At 60.0% G+C, this 26,303-nt stretch carries 27 protein-coding genes; 14 read left to right on the top strand and 13 right to left on the bottom strand.

Annotated features, from left to right (window positions below; genetic code table 11):
- Positions 1-11 precede the first annotated feature (11 nt).
- Positions 12-1,043 (bottom strand): acyltransferase family protein, encoded by a 1,032-nt coding sequence (locus CCGE525_RS03885; RefSeq protein WP_245472083.1) that lies wholly within the window; start codon positions 1,041-1,043, stop codon positions 12-14.
- Positions 1,044-1,511: 468 nt separating this feature from the next.
- On the opposite strand from CCGE525_RS03885, the gene CCGE525_RS03880 reads away from it, so the two are divergent.
- From CCGE525_RS03880 to CCGE525_RS03870, 3 genes are all read left to right on the top strand, one after another.
- Positions 1,512-5,300, top strand: coding sequence for a peptidoglycan-binding protein (locus tag CCGE525_RS03880; protein ID WP_120706236.1), 3,789 nt, complete (start codon positions 1,512-1,514; stop codon positions 5,298-5,300).
- A gap of 393 nt (positions 5,301-5,693) precedes the next feature.
- On the top strand, positions 5,694-6,620 hold the full coding sequence (locus CCGE525_RS03875) for a sulfite exporter TauE/SafE family protein (protein WP_120706235.1): 927 nt from the start codon (positions 5,694-5,696) through the stop codon (positions 6,618-6,620).
- Positions 6,617-7,426, top strand: coding sequence for a TIGR02186 family protein (locus CCGE525_RS03870; RefSeq protein ID WP_120703133.1), 810 nt, complete (start codon positions 6,617-6,619; stop codon positions 7,424-7,426). The genes CCGE525_RS03875 and CCGE525_RS03870 overlap by 4 nt, the downstream gene beginning before the upstream one ends.
- On the opposite strand, the gene CCGE525_RS03865 is transcribed toward CCGE525_RS03870, so the two are convergent.
- Positions 7,427-7,930 (bottom strand): winged helix-turn-helix transcriptional regulator, encoded by a 504-nt coding sequence (locus CCGE525_RS03865; protein WP_120703132.1) that lies wholly within the window; start codon positions 7,928-7,930, stop codon positions 7,427-7,429. It lies immediately after the preceding gene.
- A gap of 111 nt (positions 7,931-8,041) precedes the next feature.
- On the opposite strand from CCGE525_RS03865, the gene CCGE525_RS03860 reads away from it, so the two are divergent.
- On the top strand, positions 8,042-8,602 hold the full coding sequence (locus CCGE525_RS03860; RefSeq protein ID WP_120703131.1) for a dihydrofolate reductase family protein: 561 nt from the start codon (positions 8,042-8,044) through the stop codon (positions 8,600-8,602).
- Here the strand turns inward: CCGE525_RS03860 and pdeM are convergent.
- From pdeM to CCGE525_RS39515, 5 genes are all read right to left on the bottom strand, one after another.
- Positions 8,599-9,339, bottom strand: a complete 741-nt coding sequence (pdeM, locus tag CCGE525_RS03855; RefSeq protein ID WP_120703130.1) for a ligase-associated DNA damage response endonuclease PdeM — start codon at positions 9,337-9,339, stop codon at positions 8,599-8,601. The genes CCGE525_RS03860 and pdeM overlap by 4 nt on opposite strands.
- Positions 9,340-9,381: 42 nt before the next feature.
- Entirely contained in the window at positions 9,382-11,892 is a 2,511-nt protein-coding gene (locus tag CCGE525_RS03850; RefSeq protein WP_120703129.1) for a ligase-associated DNA damage response DEXH box helicase, read from the bottom strand.
- A 211-nt stretch (positions 11,893-12,103) separates the two neighbouring features.
- Positions 12,104-12,691, bottom strand: coding sequence for a Swt1 family HEPN domain-containing protein (locus tag CCGE525_RS03845; RefSeq protein WP_120703128.1), 588 nt, complete (start codon positions 12,689-12,691; stop codon positions 12,104-12,106).
- Positions 12,688-13,143: a DUF5343 domain-containing protein gene (locus CCGE525_RS39520; RefSeq protein WP_120703127.1), complete on the bottom strand. Its 456-nt coding sequence runs from the start codon at positions 13,141-13,143 to the stop codon at positions 12,688-12,690. Before CCGE525_RS39520 ends, CCGE525_RS03845 begins: the two co-directional genes overlap by 4 nt.
- Positions 13,124-13,399 carry a DUF5343 domain-containing protein gene (locus CCGE525_RS39515; RefSeq protein WP_162950123.1) on the bottom strand — a complete coding sequence of 92 codons (276 nt, stop codon included), beginning with the start codon at positions 13,397-13,399 and terminating at the stop codon, positions 13,124-13,126. Before CCGE525_RS39515 ends, CCGE525_RS39520 begins: the two co-directional genes overlap by 20 nt.
- Positions 13,400-13,696: 297 nt before the next feature.
- Here CCGE525_RS39515 and CCGE525_RS03835 point away from each other — a divergent pair, with 297 nt between their 5' ends.
- Positions 13,697-14,197: an RrF2 family transcriptional regulator gene (locus CCGE525_RS03835; RefSeq protein WP_120703126.1), complete on the top strand. Its 501-nt coding sequence runs from the start codon at positions 13,697-13,699 to the stop codon at positions 14,195-14,197.
- A 24-nt stretch (positions 14,198-14,221) separates the two neighbouring features.
- Positions 14,222-14,683 carry a carboxymuconolactone decarboxylase family protein gene (locus CCGE525_RS03830; protein WP_120703125.1) on the top strand — a complete coding sequence of 154 codons (462 nt, stop codon included), beginning with the start codon at positions 14,222-14,224 and terminating at the stop codon, positions 14,681-14,683.
- 88 nt (positions 14,684-14,771) lie between these two features.
- On the opposite strand, the gene CCGE525_RS03825 is transcribed toward CCGE525_RS03830, so the two are convergent.
- On the bottom strand, positions 14,772-15,809 hold the full coding sequence (locus CCGE525_RS03825; RefSeq protein ID WP_120703124.1) for a glutamine synthetase beta-grasp domain-containing protein: 1,038 nt from the start codon (positions 15,807-15,809) through the stop codon (positions 14,772-14,774).
- A 442-nt stretch (positions 15,810-16,251) separates the two neighbouring features.
- Between CCGE525_RS03825 and CCGE525_RS03820 the strand changes: the two genes are divergently transcribed.
- Complete coding sequence (locus tag CCGE525_RS03820) at positions 16,252-16,443, top strand: DUF2735 domain-containing protein (protein ID WP_120703123.1); 192 nt, start codon at positions 16,252-16,254, stop codon at positions 16,441-16,443.
- A 14-nt stretch (positions 16,444-16,457) separates the two neighbouring features.
- On the opposite strand, the gene CCGE525_RS03815 is transcribed toward CCGE525_RS03820, so the two are convergent.
- Entirely contained in the window at positions 16,458-17,093 is a 636-nt protein-coding gene (locus tag CCGE525_RS03815; RefSeq protein WP_120703122.1) for a YitT family protein, read from the bottom strand.
- Positions 17,094-17,198: 105 nt separating this feature from the next.
- The gene (locus CCGE525_RS03810; protein ID WP_120703121.1) at positions 17,199-18,143 is read right to left on the bottom strand and encodes a class I SAM-dependent methyltransferase; all 945 of its coding nucleotides are present in this window, start codon (positions 18,141-18,143) and stop codon (positions 17,199-17,201) included.
- A gap of 182 nt (positions 18,144-18,325) precedes the next feature.
- Here CCGE525_RS03810 and CCGE525_RS03805 point away from each other — a divergent pair, with 182 nt between their 5' ends.
- From CCGE525_RS03805 to CCGE525_RS03795, 3 genes are read left to right on the top strand one after another with little or no spacing between them, the layout of a single operon-like run.
- Entirely contained in the window at positions 18,326-18,592 is a 267-nt protein-coding gene (locus tag CCGE525_RS03805; RefSeq protein WP_120703120.1) for a DUF6460 domain-containing protein, read from the top strand.
- A 2-nt stretch (positions 18,593-18,594) separates the two neighbouring features.
- A complete protein-coding gene (locus tag CCGE525_RS03800; RefSeq protein ID WP_120703119.1) occupies positions 18,595-19,098 on the top strand; it encodes a CAP domain-containing protein in 504 nt (167 codons plus the stop codon).
- A 17-nt stretch (positions 19,099-19,115) separates the two neighbouring features.
- Positions 19,116-20,465, top strand: coding sequence for an MATE family efflux transporter (locus CCGE525_RS03795; RefSeq protein WP_120703118.1), 1,350 nt, complete (start codon positions 19,116-19,118; stop codon positions 20,463-20,465).
- On the opposite strand, the gene CCGE525_RS03790 is transcribed toward CCGE525_RS03795, so the two are convergent.
- Both CCGE525_RS03790 and CCGE525_RS03785 read right to left on the bottom strand, forming a co-directional pair.
- Positions 20,441-21,529, bottom strand: a complete 1,089-nt coding sequence (locus CCGE525_RS03790) for a quinone-dependent dihydroorotate dehydrogenase (protein WP_120703117.1) — start codon at positions 21,527-21,529, stop codon at positions 20,441-20,443. The two genes, CCGE525_RS03795 and CCGE525_RS03790, sit on opposite strands and share 25 nt — an antisense overlap.
- Complete coding sequence (locus CCGE525_RS03785; RefSeq protein ID WP_120703116.1) at positions 21,526-21,882, bottom strand: DUF952 domain-containing protein; 357 nt, start codon at positions 21,880-21,882, stop codon at positions 21,526-21,528. Before CCGE525_RS03785 ends, CCGE525_RS03790 begins: the two co-directional genes overlap by 4 nt.
- A gap of 108 nt (positions 21,883-21,990) precedes the next feature.
- Between CCGE525_RS03785 and CCGE525_RS03780 the strand changes: the two genes are divergently transcribed.
- From CCGE525_RS03780 to CCGE525_RS03765, 4 genes are all read left to right on the top strand, one after another.
- A complete protein-coding gene (locus CCGE525_RS03780; RefSeq protein ID WP_120703115.1) occupies positions 21,991-22,419 on the top strand; it encodes a hypothetical protein in 429 nt (142 codons plus the stop codon).
- 136 nt (positions 22,420-22,555) lie between these two features.
- Positions 22,556-23,221, top strand: coding sequence for a S24 family peptidase (locus CCGE525_RS03775; protein WP_120703114.1), 666 nt, complete (start codon positions 22,556-22,558; stop codon positions 23,219-23,221).
- A gap of 15 nt (positions 23,222-23,236) precedes the next feature.
- Positions 23,237-24,472: a thermonuclease family protein gene (locus CCGE525_RS03770; protein WP_120703113.1), complete on the top strand. Its 1,236-nt coding sequence runs from the start codon at positions 23,237-23,239 to the stop codon at positions 24,470-24,472.
- Positions 24,473-24,553: 81 nt separating this feature from the next.
- The gene (locus CCGE525_RS03765; RefSeq protein WP_104821932.1) at positions 24,554-24,967 is read left to right on the top strand and encodes a tellurite resistance TerB family protein; all 414 of its coding nucleotides are present in this window, start codon (positions 24,554-24,556) and stop codon (positions 24,965-24,967) included.
- A 110-nt stretch (positions 24,968-25,077) separates the two neighbouring features.
- Here the strand turns inward: CCGE525_RS03765 and CCGE525_RS03760 are convergent, their stop codons facing one another.
- Positions 25,078-25,950: a transporter substrate-binding domain-containing protein gene (locus tag CCGE525_RS03760; RefSeq protein ID WP_120703112.1), complete on the bottom strand. Its 873-nt coding sequence runs from the start codon at positions 25,948-25,950 to the stop codon at positions 25,078-25,080.
- Positions 25,951-26,303 lie beyond the last annotated feature (353 nt).

The raw sequence follows: 26,303 nt of genomic DNA, 5'->3' as shown, positions 1-26,303 counted from the left end.
GCGCTCGCCGATTACCCAGGCAGAGTTTGCCCGACAGCCTGACGGCTGAACATGGCATTGAGCGTTGCGCGCAGGGGCCGCTCGATGAGGTAATAACTTGCTATGCCACAGGTGATCCCCAGTATGAGCAGGAAAACGGGCGGCACGACACCCAAGCCCATCAGCTTATAAAAAGGTTCCTGCCACAAATAGATCGAGAAGGAGCACAGCCCGAAAAAGCGGAGTGCATTGCCTTCGAAATTCCTGCGGAACCATGGTGCGGAATATTCGATTCCGATGACCGCTACCGCGAGAAGGATCGTCTTGGCGCCGAAAAAGGCTGCAGCGTCGAGGCCGAACATCCGCGCCAAGACCGCGCTCGCCAAGGCGCATGGCGCGATCCATGTCCAACTATCCCGATGCCGCCACGGCCTGAGAACAATGAAGAGAGCTGCGGAGATGAATATCCCGGCCATGGCGACATCGGTGCGCCACATCACCTGACTGGGGACTCCCTCCGACATATCGAGCCGAACCACACCGTTGATCAAGGCCAACAATCCCGCCGCAAGAATGAGGCCCGAGGTGATGAATTTGCTTCGCGAACGGGTGGCGAAGGCGATGAGAGCCAGGAGAATATAACTGTGCTCCTCGACACAGAGAGACCAGATATGATCAAGCAGGGAAAAAGGGAGACCATAGACGAAGGCATAGTTCAAAGTGAACGTCAGCGCAAAAGCAGCGACCTTTAAGCCATATTCACCAACCGTGCCATGAAACGCCAGACCAGTGATCAATACGAAGACAAACAACGTCGGATAAACGCGCGCAAACCGTCTGGCAAAGAACATCGGGAGCGGCATCTGCTTGACGAACAAAATCTCCGCCATCAAGCGCCCTGACAGAACGAAGAACAGATCGACGCCGAAAGAGCTGAAGCCCGGCAGATATCGGTCGGCGCCAAAATGGCCCATCAGCACCACGATGACCGCTAGCCCACGCCATCCATCAAGCGCCAGAACGTGATGCGTCCGATCCGATTCACGGGCGATGGATGGCGGCACGAACTCAACTCCCGACCATATTCAGGTCACTTCAGGATTTCACAACTCAGTTGAGAAAAACATAACGCCCCTCAATTTAAGCGGTTTGCAATTCTATCCACCAAATCCTGGCAAAACAGGGAGGAATGGCCAGTGTTCAATGCGCTCCCGTCGACGGCGCTGCGTCGGTCAGATCAATAAGAATATGAACATATTCAATAGCAAGACCAAAATAAAAGGTTAAGATTTCCGCAAAACTTAACGGGTTGTTTACCACGTTTCGTGAATTGTGCGGGATGAGCAGCGATGCTTCGCGTTTCTTTCATTTCTTAGCTTTGATGGAGCGCAGTTTCGCGGTTCAGCCTGAGGAAAGCCTAATAATCTATCCCTTTCCGAACGGTGGGATGCGGTCTGCGCGCGAATGCCGCGAAGCCGCCTTCCCACAGCAAGGTGGCTTTGAGTGGCCCATATGTCGAAGCGAGCAAAAAGATGAGCGGATCGCGATCAAATCCTACCGGCACGGGCGACTGGACGTCGCTGGATGCGTTGAGCCGCACTATCGAAGGGTTGGAGGCACGCATCGAAGGCCTGATGGGCACGGCTGCTGCCCGGGAAACGCACCAGCGTGTGGCAAACGGCTATGCCGCGGTGCCAGAACGTGCACCGGTCCCAGAACGCGCTCCACTTCCGGAACGCACTCCACTTCCGGAACGCACTCCACTTTCGGAACGCACAGGGCGCACCGAGCGCGAAGCCTATGCCGTACGCCCTTATGAACGTCCGCTGCGGACCGAACGTGCGGAAACCGATCTGCGTCCTGACCCGCTCGCCGAAATCCGCCAGCGCCAACGCGTACTCGAGGCGAGCCGCGAGCGCCTGCACGCTCGCCGGGAGGAAACCCCACGTGCCGAGCAGCCGCCACTTGGCAGGCGCATTGGCGAAAATCCGGCTTCACGGCAACCACTGCCTTCCGCACTGCGTCCAGCCGCTGAAAGTTCCGTCGATATCGCTCAGGCTCTGGTCAACCTGCGGCACGACCTGAAGCGCGACATCGCCGAGAGCGTTACCCGCGAAGTCAATGCATTGCGGGCCGAGATTCGCGACATCCGCAGCAACGCCGAGGACAAGCATTTCGCCGCCGATGTGCGCGAAGACATGGCGCGGCTCGCCGACAGCATCAGCCAGCTCGCCGGTCATCCCGGCCAGCCGGAAACGGCCGGCTTGAAGGCCGAGTTCGAAGAACTGCGCTCGTTGATGGATGGGCTCGCCCGCGAGGATTCGCTGCACCATGTCGAACGTCAGGTCCAGGCGATCGACACGGCTGGTCTCCAGGATGAGCTGGTGTCGCTTGCCTATCGCCTCGACGATATCAAGCAGCATCTGGGCAGCATGAGCGACAGCCCCACCGTGCATGCGCTGGAAAACAAGCTGCTGTCGATCGCCAGCGCCATGGAAAGCCTCGGCGGCATGATTCAGCCGCAGGATCAGGCCATGCAGCGGCTCGAAGGCCGCATCAGCGGCCTTGCCGACCAGATCGACATGATGAGCCGCGACGCGGCCCGGCGCCAGCCGGCAGACGATCTTTCCGGACGCCTTGAAGCGCTGACTATGCGCATCGACGAACTAGGCAATGCCAAGGCCGCCGCCCGTCTGGAAGAGCGCCTTGATCAGCTTTCCTATCTGATGGAACGCTCGCAGAAGGCCGCACCGCAGCCGGAACTTGTCAGTCACCTCGCCGATATTTCCCGCAAGATCGATGCGCTCGAACACGGCTCGGTCGACCAGGTGCTCACCGAACGGCTGGACTATCTGGCGCGGCGCATCGACGAGATGGATTTCCATCCGCCGCATCCGGTCGCAAACATCGATGATGGTGCGGTCCGCCGGCTGGAGGGCCGACTTTCCGATATCGCCGCGCGGCTGGAGGCGAGCACTGCCGCACCGCCGTCCGACACGCAGGCGCTGCGCCATCTCGAAGAACAGATCGCTCATCTCTCGACACTGCTGATGAGCGAGCCGCGGGCGGCCGCCGACCACATTCCCGCCGATCTCGACCGTCGCATGAGCGCGATCGAAGATTACATGGCGACCAATGACGAGTATATCATCGAAGCGGCCCGGCACGCGGCGGAAGCCGTCGTCGAAGCCTACTCGCGCGAAGGCGTGCTTGGTCATGGTGTGCCTGCCGCCGATATGTCGGCAATGACCGCCCTTGCCGAAGATCTTCGCCACCTCGAAGACCTCAGCCGCAGCAGCGACGAGCGAACCCACCGCACGTTCGAGGCCTTGCACGACACGCTGCTGCAGATCGCCGACCGGCTGGACCATATGGAACATCGCCAAACGGCGCCCACCATGCCTGCCGCCAAGTTCGAGAGCGATGTTTTCGCTCCTGCCGACACGTCGCCGGTGAAACCGCCTTTGGCCGCGCCGCACAAGGCCGGGCCGATCATTCGCACCGTCGCGCCCGCCGAATCCGCGGCATCGCCGGAAGCCGCCGTCGCGCAGGCGGTCGATGCCGTCACCAAGGCGGAGATCAAGGCCGCAGCGAAGAAGGATGGGGCGAAGACCAGCCTGCTCGCCAGCCTCGGCAGACGTTTCTTCATGCCCGAGAAGGCCGAACCGATTTTCCTGCCCGATCGGCCTGTCATCGAGCAGGCGCCGTCGATCGATCCAGTCGACTTGATGCCTGCCGAGGAGGCGAATGAGCTGCTCGAGCCGGGTTCCGGGGCACCGGATATCAAGAAGATCCTGGAGCGTGTGCGCGCTAGCCAGAATGCCGCGCGCAACGGCACGGTCAAACAGCCGAACGAAAACGAGCGCGCCGACTATATCGCGGCCGCGCGGCGAGCCGCACAGGCGGCCGCGATGGAAGTGGACCAGACGCAGCGCTCGACTCCTGCGGCCAAGAACGGTGAGAAAAAACGCGGCGCATTCTTGCGCTTCCGCCGGCCGATTCTGCTCGCTGTCGGCGCAGCTCTGCTCGCAATCATGGCCTTTCCCCTGGTCAATACGCTGACACGGGGCCAGAAGGCGCCACCGCCGGCCGAAATCTCAGTGCTGAGCTCGGCCGCCGACAGTGCCGCGACAAGCGGCACCGCCGCCAATGCAGCCCAGACGCCGGCACCGAAGGTTCAGGCGGCAACGAATGCGCCAGCCAGCCAGGCAGCGACGACAGAAGCCTCGATCGCCGATACGGGGGAAGCTGCGCAACCCTCTCCCGCGCCCGCCAATCCGGCTGTCGCGCCGACGAACGATCATCTGACGACCGCGGCACCCCTTGACGGCAATCAGGCCAGCGAAACGCTGACGCCAACCGGCAGCGCCGCGCCCGTTCAGCAAACGGCCGCCTTCGTACCCGCCAATACCACGACAACTGCGGCACCCGCTGCCACGCCGGCATCGGCGCCGGCCGTCGCGTTCACCGTGCCGGACGGCATTCAGCCGCCGACGCTCGTTGCCGCCGCCAAGTCCGGCGACCCCGTCGCTCTGTTCGAAATCGGTGCGCGCTACACGGACGGCCGCGGCGTCACCGCCGACCTCAAGCAGGCAGCAAGCTGGTATCAGCTTTCCGCCGACAAGGGGTTCGCACCGGCTCAGTACCGGCTCGCCAGCATGTACGAGAAGGGCAATGGCCTCGACCGCGATCTCGCCAAGGCCAAAGAATATTACGAGCAGTCCGCCAATCAGGGCAACGCCAGCGCCATGCACAACCTCGCTGTTCTCTACGCTTCCGGTGCGGCCGGTTCGCAGGACTATCCGACGGCGGCGAACTGGTTCATCAAGGCGGCCAATCTCGGCGTGTCCGACAGCCAGTTCAACCTCGCCATCCTTTATGCGCGCGGCAACGGCGTGAAGCAGGACCTGCAGGAGTCCTACAAATGGTTCGCGATCGCCGCCAAGGGCGGCGACAAGGACGCCGCGCAGAAGCGCGACGAAGTAGCGAACGCCATGAAGCAAGATGAGCTCGAGAGTGCCCGCGCCAAGGTCGATCTCTGGAAGGTACAGCCGCTGGACGCCAAGGCGAACGGCACCACCATCCCCGAGGAATGGACGACTGGCAAAGGCGTCAATACCGCTTCGATCGACATGAAGAAAGCGATCCGCAACATCCAGGCGATCCTCAACAACAACGGCTTCGACGCCGGTACGCCGGATGGCAATATGGGCGAGAAGACCGTCGCTGCGCTGAAGAGCTTCCAGAAATCGGTTGGCCTGCCGCAGGACGGCCGGGTGACCGATCGGGTCGTCAAGGAACTTCTTGCCCGCAACAAATAAGCCGAGGTTTCATTTCCGATCGGGATGAGGCCCTCGAACCGGCTGCCGATGCGATGCGCGATCTCGAACCGCGTCTCGCGGCCGAAGGCCCGTTTTCTTTTTATGCCTTCCCTCGGCTGCCGCCGATGGCATGATCAAGCCGTTGGCATGTTTGATCGCCTCCACTAACGGCAAGCTCCGGCCTCGCTCCAGCTTTGCTATGCGACAAAAATCGTCACACAATCGCGGAAAATACCGCGTTAGATTGGAATGAAGACGCCGATAGCTGAAAGGCGCCATGCTTTTTCCTAAGGCTCTGGCAATCATTTCAGATTAGAATCGTCTGTTTAAAGGGGAAATTGTTCACGGGTATCCGGTCGTTTGCGTTCGGATACCCGCAACTGGGATCATACCGTGACGATCTATCTGCCGATCGCAGAACTGTCGGTGAATATCTTCATTATTCTCGGCATGGGCGCAGCCGTCGGGTTTCTCTCCGGCATGTTCGGCGTCGGCGGCGGCTTTCTGATCACGCCCCTCCTGATCTTCTACAATATCCCGCCTGTCGTCGCTGTTGCCACCGGCGCCAATCAGGTTGTTGCCTCGTCGATCTCGGGCGCCATTACGCATTTCCGTCGCGGCACGCTGGATATGAAGCTCGGAGCGGTGCTGACGATCGGCGGCCTTATCGGTGCCACCATCGGTATCTGGATCTTCTCGCTGCTCAGGCGCATCGGTCAGCTCGATCTCTTCATCTCACTGCTCTACGTCATCTTTCTCGGCACGATCGGCGGGTTGATGCTATGGGAGAGCCTGAGTGCGATGCGCCGCGCCGCCCGCAATGAGCCAGCCGCGCCGCGCAAGCCAGGCCATCACAGTTGGGTGCACCGGCTGCCGCTGAAGATGCGCTTCAAGAAATCGAAGATCTATCTGAGCGTCATTCCTGTGTTCGGCCTCGGCTTCGGCATCGGCATCCTGACATCGGTCATGGGTGTCGGCGGCGGCTTTATCATGGTGCCGGCTATGATCTATCTCCTTCGCATCCCGACCAATGTCGTTGTCGGCACTTCGCTGTTCCAGATCATCTTCGTCACCGCCTACACAACGGTCATCCAGGCGGCAACCAACTATTCCGTCGATATCGTGCTGGCGTTTTTGCTGATGGTGGCGGGCGTCATCGGCGCGCAATATGGCGTTCGGGTCGGCCAGAAGCTGCGCGGCGAACAACTTCGCGCCCTGCTTGGCCTCCTGGTGCTTGCCGTCGGCCTGCGCCTCGCGGTCGCACTGGTGGTCACGCCGGCTGACATCTATTCCATCGTGCTCGAAGGAGCGGGCCGATGAGACATGTGAGCCTGCTTCTCACGGCCAGTCTTCTGCTTGCTCCATTGAGCGCCGAGGCGCAGGTGCTGTTGGATCAGCCGACCACGTCCACAACGGCGCGCGAGACGATGGAGATCGGCACCTCGACCAGCGAGATCGCCATCACCTCCGATTTCGCCGGCGCCGACCTGACGATCTTCGGCGCACTTTCCAATACCGACCAACTGCTTCTGGCGATCGGCCAGTACGACGTCGTTGTCGTGCTGGAGGGACCGCGCCAAAATGCCACCGTGCGCAAAAAGGAACGTGTCTTCGGCATCTGGGTCAACACCCGCTCGATGACCTTCGAGCATGTGCCGCAGGCCTATTCGCTGTCGAGCACACGTGCCGTCGACTACATTACCGCACCGCTCGAGCTGAACGACCGCGGCATCGGCATGGACCATATTCAGTTGACGCCGGTCGGTTTCGTCGGCAGCGGCGCCGATGTGCCGGAATTCCGAGAGGCCTTCCGGCGGCTGCAGAGGGTCCGCGGCCTCTACGAAAGCGATCCGGCCGGCGTGCGCTTCGTCAGTTCCAGCCTGTTCCGGGCGACACTCAGGCTTCCGGCCGACGTGCCGAACGGCGTGCATACAGTGCGCGCCTACCTTTTCAAGAGCGGCAAATTCGTCACCGAAAGATCCCTGCCGCTGCGCGTCATCAAAACTGGCATCGAACAAACCATCACTGATGCCGCGCATGAGCGGCCGATTACTTACGGCGCGTTTTCGGTGCTTCTGGCGCTGATTACGGGATGGACGGCAAGCTTCGTGTTCCGGAAGAGCTGATTAGGCGCTCCTCTTCCGCTCCACCACATCCAGATAGGCTTGGGTCAGCCGACCGAGCACCGAGGGCGTATCCGGCGGCAACTGCTTGCCCAGATGCTTCGCCCTCAGCTCGTCCATGAAATCCTCCCAGAGCTTCGGCCCGCCGTCTTCCAGTAATTCTGCGCGGATCGAAAGTTCTTCCGAGACCGGCAGATGCTTGCGGCCCCAAGCGCCCATGTGGGCAAAGAGCGGCACGAGGTCGATCGCCATTTCGGTGAGGCTGTAGACGGCTTTCTGCTTGTGGGTCGGATCGTCGTCGCGGGTCAAAAGCCCACGCTCGACCAACCGCTTCAGCCGGTCGGCAAGAATATTGGAGGCAATACCCTCCTCCGAGTTCTGCAAGAGCTCGCGAAAATGCCGGCGATTACCGAACATGATGTCCCTGATGATGATCAGGCTCCAGCGGTCACCCAGGATTTCCAGGGTGAGATTGATCGGGCAGCCGGAGCGATTAAGCGCGTCCATAAGGATCTCCAAAAACCGCTTGCATTTTGCCACCAGTCTCGCTAGTTTTCAACTGCTTGCTTTTAGCAACTAGTTTTGATTATGATACGGTTGTCGCTAAGGAGGAGACCGATGAGAAAGCTTGTTGTCTGGAATCTCATGACGCTCGATGGCTATTTCGAGGGAACGAAACCCTGGGACCTGGACTTCCACATGCTCGCCTGGGGCGACGAGCTGGAGCGTTATGCGACCGAACTCGGCCAGGAGGGCGATCTGCTGATCTTCGGCCGCAAGACCTATGAAGGCATGGCCGCCTACTGGCCGACCGCGACGGAAGCGCCCGAGATCGCCGCCTATATGAACGGCATCGCCAAGGTCGCCGCCTCACGGACGATGGACAAGGCGGAGTGGAACAATACACGCATCGTTCGCGACATCGTCGCCGAGGCTGAGAAACTGAAGGAAGAGCCGGGCAAGACCATTTTCGTCTTCGGTAGCGCCGAGGTGGCGGATACGCTGCTGAAAGCGGGATTGGTGGATGAAATCCGCATCTGCCTCGTCCCGGTTGTCCTCGGCTGCGGCAACCCGCATTTCAAGCCGGCGGCGGAACAGATTCCGATGAAGCTGCTCGAATCCACGCCTCTGAAGACCGGCGCGGTAATTCTGCGCTACGAGCCCGCAAAGGCCGCTTAGGCCGAGAGATTGCCGAAGCGCACCGAATAGATGCGGTCACGCCCGAGCACATGGGCGATGAGACTTTCGTGGTCGAACAATCCGGCCATGGCCTTGTGTCGCAGGTCGAGCCCGCCGGTCATGATACCGAAAGCGGGCATCAGCAGTCGAGCGCCGTCGGTGGCGAAGCACGGGCGGCGAACGGACTTATCGCGACGGCGGACAGTGGCGGAGGGATGCAGGTGGCCGGCGACCTCGCCGGCCTGCCTGCCGCCCTTCGGTTCGTGGCGGAAGGTCAATCCACCATAATGCATCTCATCGACGGAGCGACCGGGCAGATCGACCGTGCCATCCGGATCGTGATTGCCGTTGATCCATATCCATTCGCGGCCGCGCGCCATGTTGACGATCAGGCCGCGGAATTCCTCCGGCAGGTATTCCGAGCCAACACGGTCGTGGAAATTGTCGCCAAGCGAGACCACAAGTTTCGGATCGTAGCGGGAAATGACCGCGGCAAGCACAGTCAGCGTCGCCAGCGTATCGTAAGGCGGCAGTAGCATGCCGCGGCGTGCGAAGGCTGCGCCCTTTTCCAGATGCAGATCCGAAACGACGAGAATCCTGGCGTCCGGCAGATAAAGCGCGCCCAGCGGATCGCAGACGGCGGCAATGCCGTGAACGGCGGTCTCGACGCCCGATGCGGGCGTCAAACCGTTCCTGAATTGGCCGTTCATCTCTCGCGCAAGCGCCAGGCGGTTCATCAAGCTCGTCTGCCTTCATTGTTTGGCATGATCTTACATGCCTTATTCCATGGCCTCGCGGATCAGATCGTCAGCTGCTTCCGCCAGCACCACGTCATGAGCCTCGCCCGGCACCGGCACCTTGCCGATTTCCAGCATCACCGGCACGGCGAGCGGCGAGATGTGATCCAGCGCCCGGTGGGTAATATGACCCTTGATTCGCTTCAGCATATCTCCAAGACGGCCAATGTCCAAAAGCCCCGTTGCCGCATCCTGCCGGGTCGCCTGCATCAGGATATGGTCAGGCTCGTGGCTGCGCAGGACGTCATAGATCAGATCGGCCGACACCGTCACCTGCCGGCCGGTCTTTTCCTTGCCGGGATGGCGGCGCTCGATCAACCCGGCGATGACGGCGCAATTGCGGAATGTGCGTTTCAAGAGGAAGGATTCATCGAGCCACGCTTCGAGATCGTCGCCGAGCATGTCCTCGTCGAAGAGATCTGCAAGGCTGAGACGGCCGTTGGCGATCATCAGCCCCATATCTTCCAATCCCCATATGCCAAGCGAATAATCGGTCGCGACGAAGCCCATGGGCTTGGCTCCCGCGCGCTCCAGCCGCCGCGTCAGCAACATGCCGAGCGTCTGGTGCGCCAGCCGCCCTTCGAAGGGATAGGCCACCATGTAGGCGCGGTTGCCGCGCGGAAAGGTTTCGATCAGAAACTCGTCGCGCTTCGGAAGCAGCGACCTGTCCTTCTGCAGCTCGAGCCAGTCGCGCACCTGATCCGGCAAACGATGCCGGCGATCGGGATCGGCGATCATCGTGCGCACCTGGTCGGCGAGATAGGTGGATAGCGGAAATTTGCCGCCGGCATAAGAGGGAATTTTCGGATCCATGGAAAAGGCCTGCGAAGCCAGGCATTCATTCTCGCGGACGCCTTCGAAACGCAGAACCTTGCCGGAGAAGAGAAACGTATCCCCGGGGGAAAGCTGTTCGAGAAAATACTCCTCGACCTTGCCGAGGGGCGCGCCGCCGCGGCCGAGCGACCCCAGCGCATTGCGCTTCACCAGCCGGATGTTCAGCATTGCCTCTTCTACGATGGTGCCGAGATTCAGGCGATATTGCTGCGCCACCTGCGGATTGGAAACACGCCAGCGACCCTCCGGTGTCTTGCGAATGCGGGCATAACGCTCATAGGTGCGCAGGGCATAGCCGCCGGTGGCGACGAAATCGACGATGCGCTCGAACGTCTCCCAGGGCAGATCCGCATAGGGCGAAGCACTCCGGACCTCGTCGTAAAGCTCCAGCATGTCGAAAGGTTCGGCACAGGCCATGCCGAGGATATGTTGGGCAAGGACATCGAGCGCGCCGGCGCCGACCGGCGGCGTATCCTGCGCGCCAACATAGTTGGCGTCGAGTGCCGCCTGGCATTCCATCACTTCGAAACGGTTGGCCGGCACGAGGATCGCCTTTGACGGCTCGTCCATGCGGTGATTGGCACGGCCGATGCGCTGGGCAAGGCGCGATGCGCCTTTCGGTGCGCCGACATGGATGACCAGATCGACATCGCCCCAGTCTATGCCGAGATCGAGCGTCGAGGTGGCGACGACCGCGCGGAGCCTGTTGGCCGCCATGGCGGCTTCGACCCTGCGGCGCTGGCCGACATCGAGCGAGCCGTGATGGAGCGCGATCGGCAGATTGTCTTCGTTGGCCGACCACAGCTCCTGAAACAGCATTTCTGCCTGCGAGCGGGTGTTGACGAAGAGAAGCGTCGTCCGATGCTCCTTCAGCTCGCGATAGATGTCCGGGATGGCATATTTGGCGGAGTGGCCGGACCAGGGGATGTGTTCCTCGGTCCTGAGGATCGAAATATCGGGCTTGGCGCCGCCGTCGACCATCACCAGACCGGCATGCCGCTCCGCCCCCTCCTCCTGTCCCACCAGCCATTTCTGCAGGTCCATCGGCTCGGCAACCGTCGCCGACAGGCCGATGGTTTGCAGATTGGGCGCAAGCTTGCGAAGACGCGCAAGGCCGAGCGAAAGCATATGGCCGCGCTTCGACGTCACAAGGGAATGCAGCTCGTCGAGGACGATGTATTTCAAGTCCTTGAAGAAACGCTCCGCCTCGCGATTGGCGAGCAGCAGCGCCACCTGTTCCGGCGTCGTCAGCAGGATGTCCGGCGGGTTGAGTTTTTGGCGCTGCCGCTTACCGCTTGGTGTGTCGCCTGTGCGGTTTTCGACAGAGACCGGTAGTCCCATTTCCGTAACCGGCTTCGTCAGATTGCGCTCGATATCGACAGCCAGCGCCTTTAGCGGCGAGATGTAAAGCGTGTGGATGCCGGTGAAGGCCGAGCCCGGCGGGATTTTACCGCGGCGGGTCAGATCGGTGAGCGAGGGCAGGAAGCCAGCCAAGGTCTTGCCTGCCCCGGTCGGCGCGATCAGCAACGTGTTCTCGCCAGCCTCGGCGCGGGCCAATAATTCGAGCTGATGGGCACGCGGCTGCCACCCCTTTTCCGCGAACCAGCGGACGAAAGGGGCAGGCAAGGCGATGCGGCGCTCTGAATCGATCTTGTCCACGGGGCAAATGTAGTCGAAATGCGGAGGATAGGAAGCGGGACTTGGTTGGCTCGGACCGAGCTCAATCCCACAACTCGCAACGATCGTGCAGTCTACCGTCTAGGCCCAAGCGGTGTTCGTGGCCGTTTAAGGAAGTGTGTTTACTACGGGATAGAAGCACTCCGAAATTCGTATGCTTATATTTATCCGTGGGCGCTCTTTCAGCCGGAATTTACTTCGGCCCTTCAAGTAGGCGAAACCAATCTTTCACGGTTAATTTGAGCCGATCAACTTCATCCTCAGCCAGAAGACCGCAATGAGCGATCGGACCGCGCAGATTGTTGAGCGAGTACATAACGCGACCTAGGGCCTTTTGATTGCTGAGGATTCCCCCGAAGAGATCCCAGTTGTTGCGAATGATGTCTCCCAGTTGGCCAAAGGAGATATAGTCCAACTCGTTATCTGAGCGGCTTGTGAAACCAGCATCCTTCTCTCGCTGCTGGTTAGCCTTGCATTCCTCTTTTGCGCTGTTCGGCGAGTGTTTGTCCCACCAGTCCGCGCCGTGGGCTTCTATCAGCGTATCGTCGATCAGTTTTCGTATATCATTCTCGAGCATGTAGAAGAGTTTATAATATTCAGCCATTCGATTGGCATTCGTCCGAACCTCTTGAGAAAACTGTTCAAGAGACGAGTTAATCCCTGGCTGATCAAGCACCACGCCTATGTCGTCGACCGCTGCTCCGGGGCTAACGTCATCCACGGCAATCTTCAAGGATGCGCATTTTAACACAAATAACTCGACCTGTTCCTCAGCGTTCATCGCATCAAGTTCTCCCTTATGCTCCGAAAAATGGCGTTGAGCACTTTTAAGTCAGAGGTTTCAGGAAGTACGATATTGATGTTGTATGCGAGGCGGATATCTCCGTTGGAACTCGGCGCGACACCTACTCCCGTGCTCGCATTCTCCACTTCTTCAACTCCAGTGATGGGCACTGCATCATCTCTTTCCAAGCCGGGAACCACGAAAGACCTTATGGCCTTGAACGTTGCTATTATCGCCTTCAGGATGTGATCCGATGGGCCGAGGCCGGTTACTTCCACCACGATATCGCGCAACTTGGCGTCATCAACCGTATGAGCCCATTCGCTGCGTTTGAATATTTCCTGAAATGCTGCACGAAGGCCTTGTGTGGCCGCCGAACTTCTGCCCCCATCTGTTCGAAATTTTGCATACAGTTCGGTTGGCACCCCATCACTTGTCAAAAAACCCATTTTTTTTGAGTATAGGGATACAGGCCCTAGCACCTCCACCGCTGAGTTTGAGCACGTTCTCTAGAAAATCAGCATTGAATTTGTCCGGTCGTGACGCGGGTATAATACCATCTAGCGCCTTCTTTAGAGTTCCGCTTGCCGTTAAATAGGGTAAGTTACCTGGAATCTTACGCTGCGCAGCACTCGTCGAGCTTTGCGAATTGTTGTTAGTTTCTACTTCTGCATTGACTTCAACTGCTTTGGGTTTTGGTGCCATGTTCTGTTTCTCCTAACAGGAACATGCTCTCGCTGCCGATTTTTTGCAAGGTATGGTTGATCGCCTACAATAGTTACTGCCCGCACAGCACTGGGATCGTCCGCGTCTGATCTTGTCCGTTGCTGTCGGCTTGCTTCACGCTCAAGTCTGCGTGTACCTCCAAAGCAATCTTTTGGTGCGCGATAAAGTGATTAAACCGTAGGTCACGAGTTGATCCGCCGCAGACACACGATACCCCTCCTTGACACCTCCCATAATCACGGATAAAAAATATCCACGATAGAAAGAGGACGAACGATGAAACTCGGCGAAGGCGTTGAGCAGGCCATTCACAGCGTCGCGATGCTGGCGGGCCTATCGGAAGGCGGTGTGCTTTCGGCGGCTGCGATTGCCGAGTTTCACGGGGTGTCGGTGAGCTATCTGCTGAAACATCTGCAGGCGCTTTCCGGCGCCGGAATTCTCGACACGGTGCCCGGCCCGAAGGGCGGCTATCGGCTGGCGCGACTGCCGAAAGACATCACGCTGCTCGATATCGTGCTTGGCGTCGAGGGGCCGGCGCCCGCCTTTCGCTGCGCCGAAATCCGCCAGCGCGGGCCGAACCCACTGCCCGGAAAATATTTCGTAAAGCCGTGCGGTATCAGCGCGGCGATGCTGGCGGCCGAGCGGGTGTACCGTGCCGAGCTCGCCAAGACCACCATTGCCGATGTCCTCGCCGATCTCGCGGCGAGTGACGACGGCGCCGTCGCGGCAAGAGGCTGCGCCTTCCTTGCCGTGAACGAGCGCAGAACGAACCGATAAACCCAAAACCACAAGGAGAGACCCATGCATCCCCGTTTGAATTTCGCCAAGGCTTCGCCCGAATCCTACAAGGCCGTTGCAGCACTCGAGCAGTTCGTACAGAGCTCGGGCCTGGAACGCCGCTTCATTCACCTCATCAAGCTGCGCGCTTCGCAGATCAACGGCTGCGCCTATTGCGTCGACATGCACGTCAAGGAAGCCCGGCACGATGGGCTCAGCGAGCAGTGGATCAACCTGATGTGCGTATGGTGGGAATCGCCGGTTTACGATGAGCGCGAACGCGCCCTGCTCGGCTGGGTCGATTCGGTGACGAAGATTGCCGAAACAGGTATTCCGGATACTGCCTTCGATACGTTGAAGCCGCACTTCAGCGAAGAGGAGATCGTCAAGATCACCGTCGCAATCGGCGTGATCAACATCTGGAATCGCCTGGCTGTTGGCTTCCGGTCGCAGCATCCGGTCGACGCGGCCAGCAAGGCTGCTTGAGGACGACCTCGTAAAACGAGAAAGCGCGGGACTGGAATCCCGCGCTTTTTATTTTGTCTTTATCCCGGCGTGCCGGGAGAAATAACAATCACGCAGCAGCCGAAGCAGCCGAGGTCGGAACTTCCGAGATGGTCTTCAGAACCTGGGAAGCGATCTGGTAGGGGTCGCCTTGCGAGTTCGGACGACGATCTTCGAGGTAGCCGCGGTAGTCGTTCTTGACGAAGGAATGCGGAACGCGGATCGATGCGCCACGGTCGGCAACGCCATAGCTGAACTTGTTCCACGGAGCCGTTTCATGCTTACCGGTCAGGCGCATGTGGTTGTCCGGGCCGTAGACGGCGATGTGGTCCTGCAGGTTCTTGTCGAACTGAGCCATGAGCGCTTCGAAATAGGCCTTGCCGCCGACTTCGCGCATGAACTTGGTCGAGAAGTTGCAGTGCATGCCCGAGCCGTTCCAGTCGGTGTCGCCGAGCGGCTTGCAATGGAACTCGATGTCGATGCCGTACTTTTCGCAAAGACGCAGCAGCAGATAGCGAGCGATCCAGATCTGGTCGGCAGCCTTCTTCGAGCCTTTGCCGAAAATCTGGAATTCCCACTGGCCCTTGGCCACTTCGGCGTTGATGCCTTCGTGGTTGATGCCGGCTTCGAGGCAAAGATCGAGATGCTCTTCGACGATCTCGCGGGCGACGTCGCCGACGTTCTTGTAGCCGACGCCGGTGTAGTACGGTCCCTGCGGAGCCGGGTAGCCGGATTCCGGGAAGCCGAGCGGGCGGCCGTCCTTGTAGAAGAAGTATTCCTGCTCGAAGCCGAACCATGCGTCCTCGTCATCGAGGATGGTCGCGCGGCTGTTGGAAGCGTGCGGGGTGACGCCATCGGGCATCATGACTTCGCACATGACGAGAGCGCCGTTGGTGCGAGCCGGGTCCGGGTAAACGGCAACAGGCTTCAGCACGCAATCCGAGCTACGGCCTTCGGCCTGCATCGTCGACGAGCCATCGAAGCCCCAGAGCGGGAGCTCTTCAAGCTTCGGAAAATCAGCAAATTCCTTGATCTGCGTCTTGCCGCGCAGGTTCGGTACAGGGGTGTACCCGTCGAGCCAAATATACTCGAGCTTATATTTTGTCATTACGCACCTCATAAGGGTTAACTACCCGAAGCGGAGAGAATTCGAAGGCGCCCGCCCGGAAATCTTCACCACCCACGGCCGCCATGTGACATGCATTTGACATGCCAAATTGCGTGAGATGCGTTGCCGCTCGAAGAAAAATGCACAAATCGGAGTCAATTTTGGCTGATTTTGACTCGCTCGATGTCCGATTCTCTCAAAATCGTGAGCAACTTGGCCGAAAGGTGCTGCCAACTTGTCGCAGTGCGGCAGATTCGAAGCAACGCAGCAATCGCACTCTCGAAAACCACATTCCCAGCAGTAAAACTTTAAAATTGCCTATAATTTCAACCTTTTGCATTTTTTTTGAGCAGCTATCTCAAAAATGGAGAGGGACTCTGCTATATATAAGCAGTCTCTTGAAGCGCGCCCGCTTGAACACCAAAAAGGGAGAGACATCACAATGGCGATCAGTTCCCATCGCGAAACGGCAAAGATCTATCAGTTTCCCATCACAGCTCGCCCAATCCCTGCCGGCCGACGCGAGAAAGTAAACCTAACTCCCGACATAGGCCCAAGCATCTGCACGGCCGCCTTCGATAGCTGGTATCACGAAGCAGCGATCGCGGAGTCCGACCAGACCCGCAAGCAGTAAGGCTTCCGTTCAGCTCAGAGCGCGATGTAGCGATCCGACCGATGGTTGATCGCGACGAAGAGATTGAGCGCGATTGCGCCCAACACGGAGCAGATGACCACGGAGGGCGTGGTCACCGTAAAGGCGACAGCGAGCACGCACATGTCGACCCCCAGCTGGACAAGCCCGGCACGTATCCCGAAACGTTCCTGCAGATAGATGCCCAAGATACCGACGCCGCCGAGGCTGGCGCGGTGACGATAGAGCGCGAGCAGCCCGAAGCCGAGCAGGATGCCGCCGAGCAGCGCCGACCACAGAGCATTGATGTGAGCTACATCGAACAAGAGCGGTTGCAAATTGGTGAACAGCGAGGTCAGCGCGATGGCGATGAAGGTCTTGATGGTGAAGACCGGGCCCAATTGTTTCAGCGACAGATAGAAGAACGGCAGATTGACCACGAAGAAGGCCAGACCGAAATTCACGCCGATCGCATAATGCAGCAGGAAAGCGATGCCGGCGGTGCTGCCTGTCAGAAGACCCGCGATTGAAAGGCAGAACAGCCCGAGCGACGAAATCAGGCTGCCGGACAATATGCCCTGAATGTCCTCGGCCCATGAATGCCGGGTCGCGGATGTATTCCAGACGCCAAAAGCGCTCTTCACGTTCGCCATGTGCTTTCCCTGTGTTGCAAGGGCTTTCTGCTAAAAGCTCAGGCGACAATCAAGCGAAATACGTAAGCAATGCTGACCTATTTTGAATTCGCAAGATTCGAATAATCAGGCCGATTTGCGGGTAATGAACAGAATGCCATGGACCGGTTTTCCGGCATCCATGCGAATGACGCTACGGGCCAGGTCCTGCACGACAAAGTCGTGACCAGCCAATATCTCCCTCACATAGGCCTCCGAATGAGCAAAGCGCAGGGAATCGCGCAGCACATAACCCGCCGGCTGCTGCGCATCCTCCACCGAAAAAGCAAAGACGGCGTCATCGACCGCCAGCTTGCGGACGATCGCCATCACGCCATGCAGATTACCCAGATACATAAGCACGTCGGCGGCAGTGATCAGATCCGCGCGGCCCGGGGTGAGCCCGGCATCGAAAACGCCTGATAGATCCGGTTCCAGCGACAAATCGGCCTGGCCGAGGTGGTCGTAGACATCCTTTTCGGCCGCCTTCGCGAGCATGCCTTTCGACAGATCAAATCCTTCCAGCCGATCGACCCGCGTGCGGACTTCCGGACCGAACAGACCGGTACCGCAGCCGAGATCGACGGCAAGACGGAAATGCACGGGCATGCCGGTCGTAGCGGCGATCAGAGCTGCGAGCTTTTGCGGCACGGTGTAGCCGAGCTTTTCGATCAGCGATGTCTCGAACCGGTCGGCATAGTCATCGAACAGCCGCTCGACATAGCGGCTCGGTGGCTGATCCGGCATATCGATCGCCCCCAGAACCGTAAGCTTCAACCGGGCGCCGAAGACATCGCCGGCGTCGAGGGCCAGGACCTGGTTCAGCGCCTCGACGGCACCTTGCGTATTCCCCGCCTTTTCGCGATAGGTTGCGAGAGTATACCAGCCGGCCGCCCAGCCCGGCGTCAGCTCCAGCGCCTGCTCCATCAATTCGGCAGCGCTAGCCGGCTCGCCGCTTTCGGCAAGCATCTTCGCATAGTCGGCGCGGCGGTCGGCAATGACGTCGCCGGAGGAAAGCTGGCTCGGCAGCATGATTTCGGTCCTGTTTGGCACCCGCCTTTGGACGCGGCCACAAAAAAACTCAAGTCCTATTTCAGGCAGACATTTGTTTCAGGTAAGCATGTGTTTCAGGTAGTACGGGGCAAAAGCGCTTGCGAGTCGCGGGGCGCAGCCTTATCTCAAAACCGCTCGATAGGCATCATGGAGACAGCCGCATGTCCGATCAGGTGAACAGGTTCCTGGGCGACTCGCCCGGTCGCACACTCGTGAAGCTCATCATCGTGTCGCTGATCGTCGGTTTCGTGATGAAATTCTTCGGCTGGCGTCCGATGGATTTTTTATATGGCTTTCGCCGCTTCGTTCTTGATCTCTGGCACAGCGGTTTTGCCGCGCTCGGCGAGTTCGGCGATTATCTGATGCTCGGCGCCACGATCGTCATTCCGCTCTTCATTATCCTCCGCCTCTTCAACCACAGCCGCTAAATATGATCCCTAAAGTTTCGCTTTCCACGCGGCGCCACGCACTGCGTCTCACCGGCCTTGCGCTTGCTGCCATCGTCGCGAGTTGCGCCACGCCACCCACCCATGTCTCCAACACGCCCGCCAACGACGAGACCGCTTCCGCCCTGCCGCTCGTCAACTCGTTGCGTGCCAAGAACGGGCTGCCGCCGCTCAAGGTCGATTCGGCTGCCAGCAACGCAGCAATCTACCAGGCCAAGCGCATGGCCGATGCCGGCAAGATGGAACACCTGATCGGTATCGGCGACAACTTCGGCAAGCGCGTCAAGGCAAGCGGTGTCAAGCTGCCGGCCGCCGAAAACATTGCGGAAGGTCAGCGCGACGTGAATGCCGCTGTGACGGCCTGGATCAATTCGCCGAAGCATTTGCACAACATGCTCGGCAATTATAACGGCCTCGGCGTCGCTCTCGCCTATAACCCCTCTTCCAGCGACAAGCCCTATTGGTCCATGGTGCTCTCTTCGAATTGAGGAGAGGCTGACCGGACATGGATCATCAAGAGCATAGCGGAAGGGTTCTGCCGTTCGAGGTGACGCACCGGCTTGTGCTGTCTATCGCCATTCCGATGACGCTCGGCTTCATGACGACGCCATTGCTCGGCCTTGCCGATACTGCCGTCGTCGGGCGCCTCGGCCAACCCGATGCGCTGGCGGGGCTGGCGATCGGTGCAGTGCTCTTCGATCTCATTTTCGCGAGCTTCAACTTCCTGCGCTCATCGACGACCGGCTTGACGGCGCAAGCCTACGGCCGCCGCGACCGGCATGAGCAGCAAGCGGTTTTTTGGCGGGCGCTCCTTTCCGCGCTCGGATGTGGCCTGCTGCTTCTCCTGTTGTCGCCCCTATTGCTCTGGCTCGGCATCAAGCTCATGGGGCCTGAGGGCGGCATTGCCGATGCAACGCGCACCTATTTCTCGATCCGCATGCTCTCCGGCCCTGCTGCGCTTGCCAACTACGCCATTCTCGGTTTCGTGCTCGGGCGCGGTCAGGGCCGCATCGGGCTTCTGCTGCAGACATTGATCAACGGCGTCAACATCGTCCTCGCAATCCTGCTCGGCCTGGGGCTCGGCTGGGGCGTCGCCGGTGTCGCCTGGGGCACATTGATCGGTGAGGCGGTGGGCGCACTCACGGGTCTTGCGATCGTGCTGCGCAGCTTTTCGGGCGAACCGCGGCCCGCCCGCGCCGAGCTGCTCTCGCGCGCCAAGCTCACGCAACTCTTCGCGCTCAACCGCGATATCCTAATCCGCACCTTCGTGCTGATCGGCGCTTTCACGCTGATGACACGCATCGGCAACACGTTAGGCGCGGTAACGCTCGCTGCCAACGCCGTGTTGATGAACTTCTTTCTGCTTTCCGGCTATTACCTCGACGGGCTGGCGAATGCCGCCGAGCAGATCACCGGCCGCTCGATCGGAGCCAATTACCGCCCGGCCTTCGAGCGCGGGGTGAAGCTGACCGGGCTTTGGTCCTTCGGGCTGGCGCTTGCCGCTGCCGCGTTCTTCTTCACCATCGGCCCGGCGCTGATCCGCCTGCTGACGACCTCGGAAGAGGTGCGCGCCGCCGCCCAAAGCTACCTGCCCTGGGCCGCCATCACCGGGCTGACCGGCGCGCTCGCCTTCCTGATGGACGGCGTCTTCATCGGCGCCACGTGGTCGCGCGACATGCGCAATCGCATGCTGATGTCGTTTGCCGGCTACCTTTTAGCACTTGCGGTCTTTGTGCCTACCCTCGGCAATCACGGCCTATGGTTGGCCATGAACGCCTTCCTGCTGTTCCGCGGCATTTTCCTCGTCATGGGGCTGAAAAAGCGGGCCGATCAGACGTTTCGGCTGGCCCAATGATCGAGCCTGCTGTCCCGCAGCTCGCGGATCGAGCCGACACGCTCGCGGTCGAGCAGCTTCGACAGGCCGGTAACGATGCGGCCCGGCAGACCGGGGCCTTCGTAGACCATGCATGAATAGAGCTGCACCAGATCGGCGCCGGCCTTGATCTTTTCCAGCGTCGTTTCGGCCGATGAAACGCCGCCGACGCCGATGATCGGCAAAGCGGCGCCGACGCGTCGGCGCATCTTTGCGAGTACCACCGTCGATTTTTCGAAGAGCGGTTTTCCCGAGAGGCCGCCGGCTTCCTGTGCCTGAACCTGATCCCTCAAGCCGTCGCGCGAAAGCGTGGTGTTCGAGACGATCAATCCGTCCAGCGCGTGCGCCAAAACTTCGGCGGCAATGTCGTCCATGCCCTCCTCGGTCAGATCCGGCGCGATCTTCAGGAAGACCGGAATTCTTCTGCCCGTCTTCGCCGCCTCTTCGTCGCGGGCGGCAAGGACTGCCAACAACAGCGCTGAAAGGCTTTCGCGCGCCTGCAGGTCGCGCAGGCCCGGCGTGTTAGGTGAAGAGATATTGGCGGTAAAATAGCGCGCGACGGAATAGAAACGGCGGATGCCGGCGACGTAATCGGCGATGCGGTCGGCACTATCCTTATTGGCGCCAATGTTCACGCCGATGATGCCCTTGCCGCGGATCGGCTGAAGACGCCGGAAAGCCGCCTCATGGCCTTCGTTGTTGAAGCCGAGGCGATTGATGACGCCCTCGTCCTCGACCAGACGGAAGATGCGCGGGCGCGGATTGCCGGGTTGCGGCTTTGGGGTCACCGTGCCGATCTCGGTAAAGCCGAAGCCGAGCTTCAACAGCGCTTCCGGCACCTCGGCGTTCTTGTCATAGCCTGCAGCCATGCCGAGCGGATTGGCGAAATCCAGCCCGGCCACGGTCTGACGGAGACGCGGATCGGCGTCGGTCCGGCATGCCGGAACGAGACCGGATTTCAGCGCCGCTATCGACATGCCATGCGCTGTCTCGGGATCGAACATGAAAAGGCCGCGCCGGCCAAGATCGCGAAGGGCGCCGATCACTCCGGCATCTCCGGAAACACATGCGCACCGTCGGGACCGAGCGGCAGCGGCTTTTCCCAAAGCACCGCCGAAAGCGGCAGCGGCGCATAGAGATGGGGGAAGAGATCGCCGCCGCGAGAGCGCTCGAAGACCAGCTTGTCACCGAGCGCGTCGCCGTCGATCGCCACCAGCAGGAGGCCGGTCTGGTCGGCGAAATGCCGCGCCGCCGTTTCCCTGGCTTGCCTTGCCGTCGAGAAATGGATGAAACCATCGGTCAGATCGATCGCTGCGCCATCAAAAACCCCGGTTTGTCTGGCTTGCTGCCACAGCGTATCCGGCACGATCTTGTAAACCACTGGCATCGCGGTCATCATTCCTGTGTAACGTTTATCCCTCATAGGGCTTTGCACGAAAACCGCTGCAGATGTCCACGGCCAACGCATATTATTTGGGATCAAAACGCAGAAAATCCGGAGGATGACATGACGAAGGAAATGGTATCAGGCCTTGCGGCCTTCATCCTGCCCGCCGCTCTTCTTCTCGCCACGCCGGGCCACGCAGCGGAGCCGGACTCAGCGCGCTTCCAGCTCGAGCGTAGCGGCGATCATTTCATCCGCCTGGACAAGCAGACAGGCGCCATGTCGATCTGCCAGGATCAGAACGGCAATCTGGTCTGCCGCATGGCCGCCGACGAGCGCGCGGCCTATGAAGACGAACTTGATCGTCTCTCCGAGCGCGTCTCGAAGCTGGAGAAGGCTGCGGCCTCGAACGGCGGATCGAGCTTGCCGAGCGATGCCGATATCGACCGCACCCTCAGCATCATGCAGAAATTCATGCGAGGCTTCATGGGCATGGCGAAGGAATTCCAGAACGAGGCGCCCGACAACAAGGCACAGCCGCAGAAAACCTGAACGGCTGGAATCAGGAATGAAAGCAAGGGGATAAAGGACCTTATTCCTACACCGCCCTTTACTCGCGATAGAGCCTCGGTTAACGTTTCTTTAAGGTCAAATGCTGGATATTCCAGCTCCCGAGTGCTGAACGGCGATGCTGTCACATGAGCAGATATGGAGCGCAATCGACAGGCTTGCCGAACGGCATGCCCTGACAGCGTCCGGTCTTGCCCGTCGCGCCGGCCTCGATCCCACCTCATTCAATAAGTCGAAGCGGCTGAGCCAGGACGGGCGCCTGCGCTGGCCGTCGACGGAATCGATCGCCAAGGTGCTTGACGCGACCGGGGCCAGCATGGAGCAGTTTCTAAGCTTCATGCGCTCGGTGGATGGACCCGGCGGCACGTCCGATCGCGCTTTGCCCCCGCCGGCAAGCCCTATCCCGCTGCTCGGCTTCGCGCAGGCCGGTGCCGGAGGCTTTTTCGACGACGGCGGCTTTCCGGTCGGCCAGGGCTGGGACATGGTGGAATTTCCGGCGACACCTGGGCAAAGGGGCGGTGTCTACGCGCTCGAGGTGCAGGGCGAAAGCATGTTGCCACTCTATCGTGACGGCGACGTGCTGATCGTCGAGCCGGGCGCACAGATCAGACGCAATGATCGGGTTGTGGTCAAGACCCGCGAGGGTGAAGTCATGGCCAAGGTGCTATTGCGACAGAGCGCTCGGTCGATCGAACTGCTGTCGCTCAACCCGGAACATCCGAATCGTAGCTTCGACCTTGCGGATGTAGAGTGGATTGCGCGCATCATTTGGGCCAGCCAATAGGAAAGTTTTCTCGTTATGCGTCGTGATATTTGGCTGGCAAGTTTGGTGGGTGTGATCATCGGTTCATGGCTGACACTGATTGCCGTGCAAGTCGAGGAGCATGGTTTCGGGCCGAACAAAGCCGAGACCAGAATCGAAACGGAGAGCCATACAGCGGTGACCGCACCGACGCCGACGGAAACAGCCAAGGCCGACACCATTCCGACAACGACCGCTCCGAGCCAGACGCCTGCCGATACAGCCAAGCAGGAGGCAACGCCCGCGGGCGAGACAAAGCCGGACGACAAAATCTCGGTGCCGCCTGCCGCCATTGCCGAGCAAACGCCACCGGCCGCACCAAGCATCACAGCTCCGGGGACGATCGACGACGGCAACCAATCGCCGCCGACGACGTCAGCTGCAACAGTATCCGCCTCGCCCCCCACCGTAGCCCCGACATCGACACCGGAAGACACGGCGAAAGCTCTTCTCGCCACCAGCGCGGATCAAATCGACAAGGGCAACGCTGACGTTGCCGCGCAGCCGCCAAAGCAAACTGACAGCAAGGCATCGACGGAATTGGAGCAGCGGAAGACAACCCCAGCGGATCAGAGCGAAGCGCAATCGGCGCAGGCGACTCCGCGAAAGACGAATACGACGCCGGAGTCGGAAAAAGCAGAGCCGGATTCTTCGAACCAAACCAATGCGGGCCGAGGGCCGGCCGATCAGGTGGACAGAGAGCAGGCGGCCGCGGCCCACCGAACCGTACCCAACGAACCGCCATCGCAGAAAGCTTCGGCCGGCAGCGATGAAAAGCCAAGCGAGCAGGTAAAGCCGGTGGAGCTGGTGCGGCCATTTTCTGACCGCGCCGGCATACTGACCATCGCCGGCAAGAACGTGCAGCTCCCCGGCATCATTCCGACCGATGTCGACCGGATGTGCACCGGGCCGAATGGCAAGAGCTGGCCCTGCGGAGCCGCGGCGCGTACCGCTTTCCGCATGTATCTCCGCGGCCGCACCATCGACTGCGACCTGCCGAGCCCGACCTGGCAAGGTACGGTGACCGGCGCCTGCCGCTATGTTCGCGTCGATCTCAGCGAATGGCTGGTGCGTTTCGGCTGGGCCGAACCCGAAGCAGGATCGCCGTTGGTCGCCCTTGCGGAGCAGGCAAAGCAGCAGAAACGCGGCATCTATGGCGACGATCCGCGAGCGGGCGGAAAATCAACGCTCGGGCCTCCCCCAGCCAAGGAAAATCCGCTCAATCCGATCTGACGCCACGCTTCCGACACGCGCTCTTGTCATGAGAGGCGCGACTTTCTAGTCTGCTGCCAAACTGAAGGATTTTGCACTGCCATGAACAAGCCGCTTTCCGCTCATGAAGCCCTGATCTACGTCATGGTGATCGCATCTGCCGTCGATCGGACAATGAACGACAAGGAATTGGGACGGATTGGCGAGCTGATCCACGCACTGCCGGTTTTCGATGGTTTCGATGACGAGAGGCTGATCTCCGTTTCGCGCGATTGCGCCAAGCTTCTCGCCGGCAGCGAAGGGCTCGATATCGTGCTGGAAACAGTGCGCGACACCTTGCCCGCGCGGCTCTATGACACCGCCTATGCGCTTGCCGTCGAGGTTGCCTCAGCCGATTTCTCGGTCAAGGCCGAGGAACTGCGCTTGCTCAGCCTGCTGCGCGATCGTCTTGGTCTCGACAAGCTCACCTGCGCCGCGATCGAGCGCAGCGCCATTGCCCGCTACCGCAAGGGCTGAGAACTTCATTAGAGCGGTTCAGCGTTTCACGGAATCGCTTTCCCGTTCTATTCCTTTGTTTTTACGCGATTCCGGACGGAAAACTGCGTCGCACTTTTCCTGGAATTGCTTCAGTAAAGTCCGTAAGGGAAATACCGCAGATAGATTTCCTGGAGCCGGCCGTCACGTGACAGTGTCGCCAGCGCGTGATTGATGGCGGCCGTCAGATCGGCGTCCTGCTGGCGCAACATGATGGTCATCCCCTCGCCGAGGAATTGCTGCGAAAGATAAGGTCCATCAAGCAGCGCACAGCATTTTTCGGCTGAGGGCGAGGACACCCAGAAGGACAGTTGCAGCCCATCGGCAAAAGCGGCGTCGACCTTCCCATCCTTGACTGCCGCCAAAAGCGCGTCCTTATCGTCGAAGGGAACCTGCTTAATCACAGGGAAAAAGGCGGTAAGCATCGCCTCATGTGCCGTTCCCTTGACCACACCCACCGAGTGGCCGGCGAGTGCGGCCGCCGTCGTGCCTCCGATCGACGCCTTGAGATTGCGGACAAATCGAGCGGGCAACATCAGGAAGGGGCGTGAGAAGGCAAAGTTCTTGCGCAGCTCGGGCGTCACTGCAACGCCGGCTATCACCGCATCACCCTGCGAATTGGCAAGCGCGCCCTGCAGTTCATCGAATGGCAGCGCCTGGATCTGACATTTGTCCAATATACCAAGCTCGCCGCAGATCTCGCGGGCAAGATCGACATGGAAGCCGGCGAGCTTTCCGTTCTGATCGGCGAAATTGAAGGGCGGGAAATCGACGGACGTCAGGAAGCGCAGCCTGACCAGCGAGGAAAGATCCGGCTTCGGCAATCGCTCGCGTGAATCGAACAGGATCGGCAGGCCGGGCGGCGGCTCTTGCGCGGGAAGAGGCATGGCTAAAGACAGGGCGATCAGCACCGCGCCTGCCGTAAGCCTTGCCACCGATCCCAAAAACGAAAGGCAAACAGGCATGATGACGATCCAGCCTCCAGTCGAATGTGCAGATCTCTGATGTCGAAACCGGTGTAGCAGAGTCGGGTCGAGGGGAGAATATCACGCCCTGACTGACAGCCGCGCGGCTTCCTCAAGCTGAGCTGCAACCATGATCGTACCAGGCGGTTGCAGCGCACCAAAAAAGCATGAATGCGCAGTATAATTCGGCCCGAAAGCTGTCGGCGTTAGCGGTCGATTAAGCTCTATCGATTCTATTTGTGGCATCGACGACGTCGGCTCCGGAAGCTGATCGCATGACGCAAGTCGTCCGAACCTTCTTCGCAAGGTATCCCACAAGAATTCGGCTTCACCTGCGTGCATCGGGCAGCAAG

Source organism: Rhizobium jaguaris, from assembly GCF_003627755.1.
Taxonomy (GTDB): domain Bacteria; phylum Pseudomonadota; class Alphaproteobacteria; order Rhizobiales; family Rhizobiaceae; genus Rhizobium; species Rhizobium jaguaris.
Note: the sequence above shows the minus strand (reverse complement) of the source record. Positions and strands in the feature narration are given on the sequence as shown.

What these genes read in the sequence shown, in the direction of transcription:
- CCGE525_RS03835 (WP_120703126.1), top strand. Translation starts at nt 13,697, where the DNA reads ATGAAACTCGGCGAAGGCGTTGAGCAGGCCATTCACAGCGTCGCGATG.
- CCGE525_RS03830 (WP_120703125.1), top strand. Translation starts at nt 14,222, where the DNA reads ATGCATCCCCGTTTGAATTTCGCCAAGGCTTCGCCCGAATCCTACAAG.
- CCGE525_RS03800 (WP_120703119.1), top strand. Translation starts at nt 18,595, where the DNA reads ATGATCCCTAAAGTTTCGCTTTCCACGCGGCGCCACGCACTGCGTCTC.
- CCGE525_RS39515 (WP_162950123.1), bottom strand. Translation starts at nt 13,399, where the DNA reads ATGGCACCAAAACCCAAAGCAGTTGAAGTCAATGCAGAAGTAGAAACT.
- CCGE525_RS03825 (WP_120703124.1), bottom strand. Translation starts at nt 15,809, where the DNA reads ATGACAAAATATAAGCTCGAGTATATTTGGCTCGACGGGTACACCCCT.
- CCGE525_RS03795 (WP_120703118.1), top strand. Translation starts at nt 19,116, where the DNA reads ATGGATCATCAAGAGCATAGCGGAAGGGTTCTGCCGTTCGAGGTGACG.
- pdeM (WP_120703130.1), bottom strand. Translation starts at nt 9,339, where the DNA reads ATGAACCGCCTGGCGCTTGCGCGAGAGATGAACGGCCAATTCAGGAAC.
- CCGE525_RS03865 (WP_120703132.1), bottom strand. Translation starts at nt 7,930, where the DNA reads ATGGACGCGCTTAATCGCTCCGGCTGCCCGATCAATCTCACCCTGGAA.
- CCGE525_RS03870 (WP_120703133.1), top strand. Translation starts at nt 6,617, where the DNA reads ATGAGACATGTGAGCCTGCTTCTCACGGCCAGTCTTCTGCTTGCTCCA.
- CCGE525_RS03845 (WP_120703128.1), bottom strand. Translation starts at nt 12,691, where the DNA reads ATGAACGCTGAGGAACAGGTCGAGTTATTTGTGTTAAAATGCGCATCC.
- CCGE525_RS03785 (WP_120703116.1), bottom strand. Translation starts at nt 21,882, where the DNA reads ATGATGACCGCGATGCCAGTGGTTTACAAGATCGTGCCGGATACGCTG.
- CCGE525_RS03760 (WP_120703112.1), bottom strand. Translation starts at nt 25,950, where the DNA reads ATGCCTGTTTGCCTTTCGTTTTTGGGATCGGTGGCAAGGCTTACGGCA.
- CCGE525_RS03815 (WP_120703122.1), bottom strand. Translation starts at nt 17,093, where the DNA reads ATGGCGAACGTGAAGAGCGCTTTTGGCGTCTGGAATACATCCGCGACC.
- CCGE525_RS03805 (WP_120703120.1), top strand. Translation starts at nt 18,326, where the DNA reads ATGTCCGATCAGGTGAACAGGTTCCTGGGCGACTCGCCCGGTCGCACA.
- CCGE525_RS03780 (WP_120703115.1), top strand. Translation starts at nt 21,991, where the DNA reads ATGACGAAGGAAATGGTATCAGGCCTTGCGGCCTTCATCCTGCCCGCC.
- CCGE525_RS39520 (WP_120703127.1), bottom strand. Translation starts at nt 13,143, where the DNA reads ATGGGTTTTTTGACAAGTGATGGGGTGCCAACCGAACTGTATGCAAAA.
- CCGE525_RS03880 (WP_120706236.1), top strand. Translation starts at nt 1,512, where the DNA reads ATGAGCGGATCGCGATCAAATCCTACCGGCACGGGCGACTGGACGTCG.
- CCGE525_RS03765 (WP_104821932.1), top strand. Translation starts at nt 24,554, where the DNA reads ATGAACAAGCCGCTTTCCGCTCATGAAGCCCTGATCTACGTCATGGTG.
- CCGE525_RS03810 (WP_120703121.1), bottom strand. Translation starts at nt 18,143, where the DNA reads ATGCTGCCGAGCCAGCTTTCCTCCGGCGACGTCATTGCCGACCGCCGC.
- CCGE525_RS03820 (WP_120703123.1), top strand. Translation starts at nt 16,252, where the DNA reads ATGGCGATCAGTTCCCATCGCGAAACGGCAAAGATCTATCAGTTTCCC.
- CCGE525_RS03860 (WP_120703131.1), top strand. Translation starts at nt 8,042, where the DNA reads ATGAGAAAGCTTGTTGTCTGGAATCTCATGACGCTCGATGGCTATTTC.
- CCGE525_RS03775 (WP_120703114.1), top strand. Translation starts at nt 22,556, where the DNA reads ATGCTGTCACATGAGCAGATATGGAGCGCAATCGACAGGCTTGCCGAA.
- CCGE525_RS03770 (WP_120703113.1), top strand. Translation starts at nt 23,237, where the DNA reads ATGCGTCGTGATATTTGGCTGGCAAGTTTGGTGGGTGTGATCATCGGT.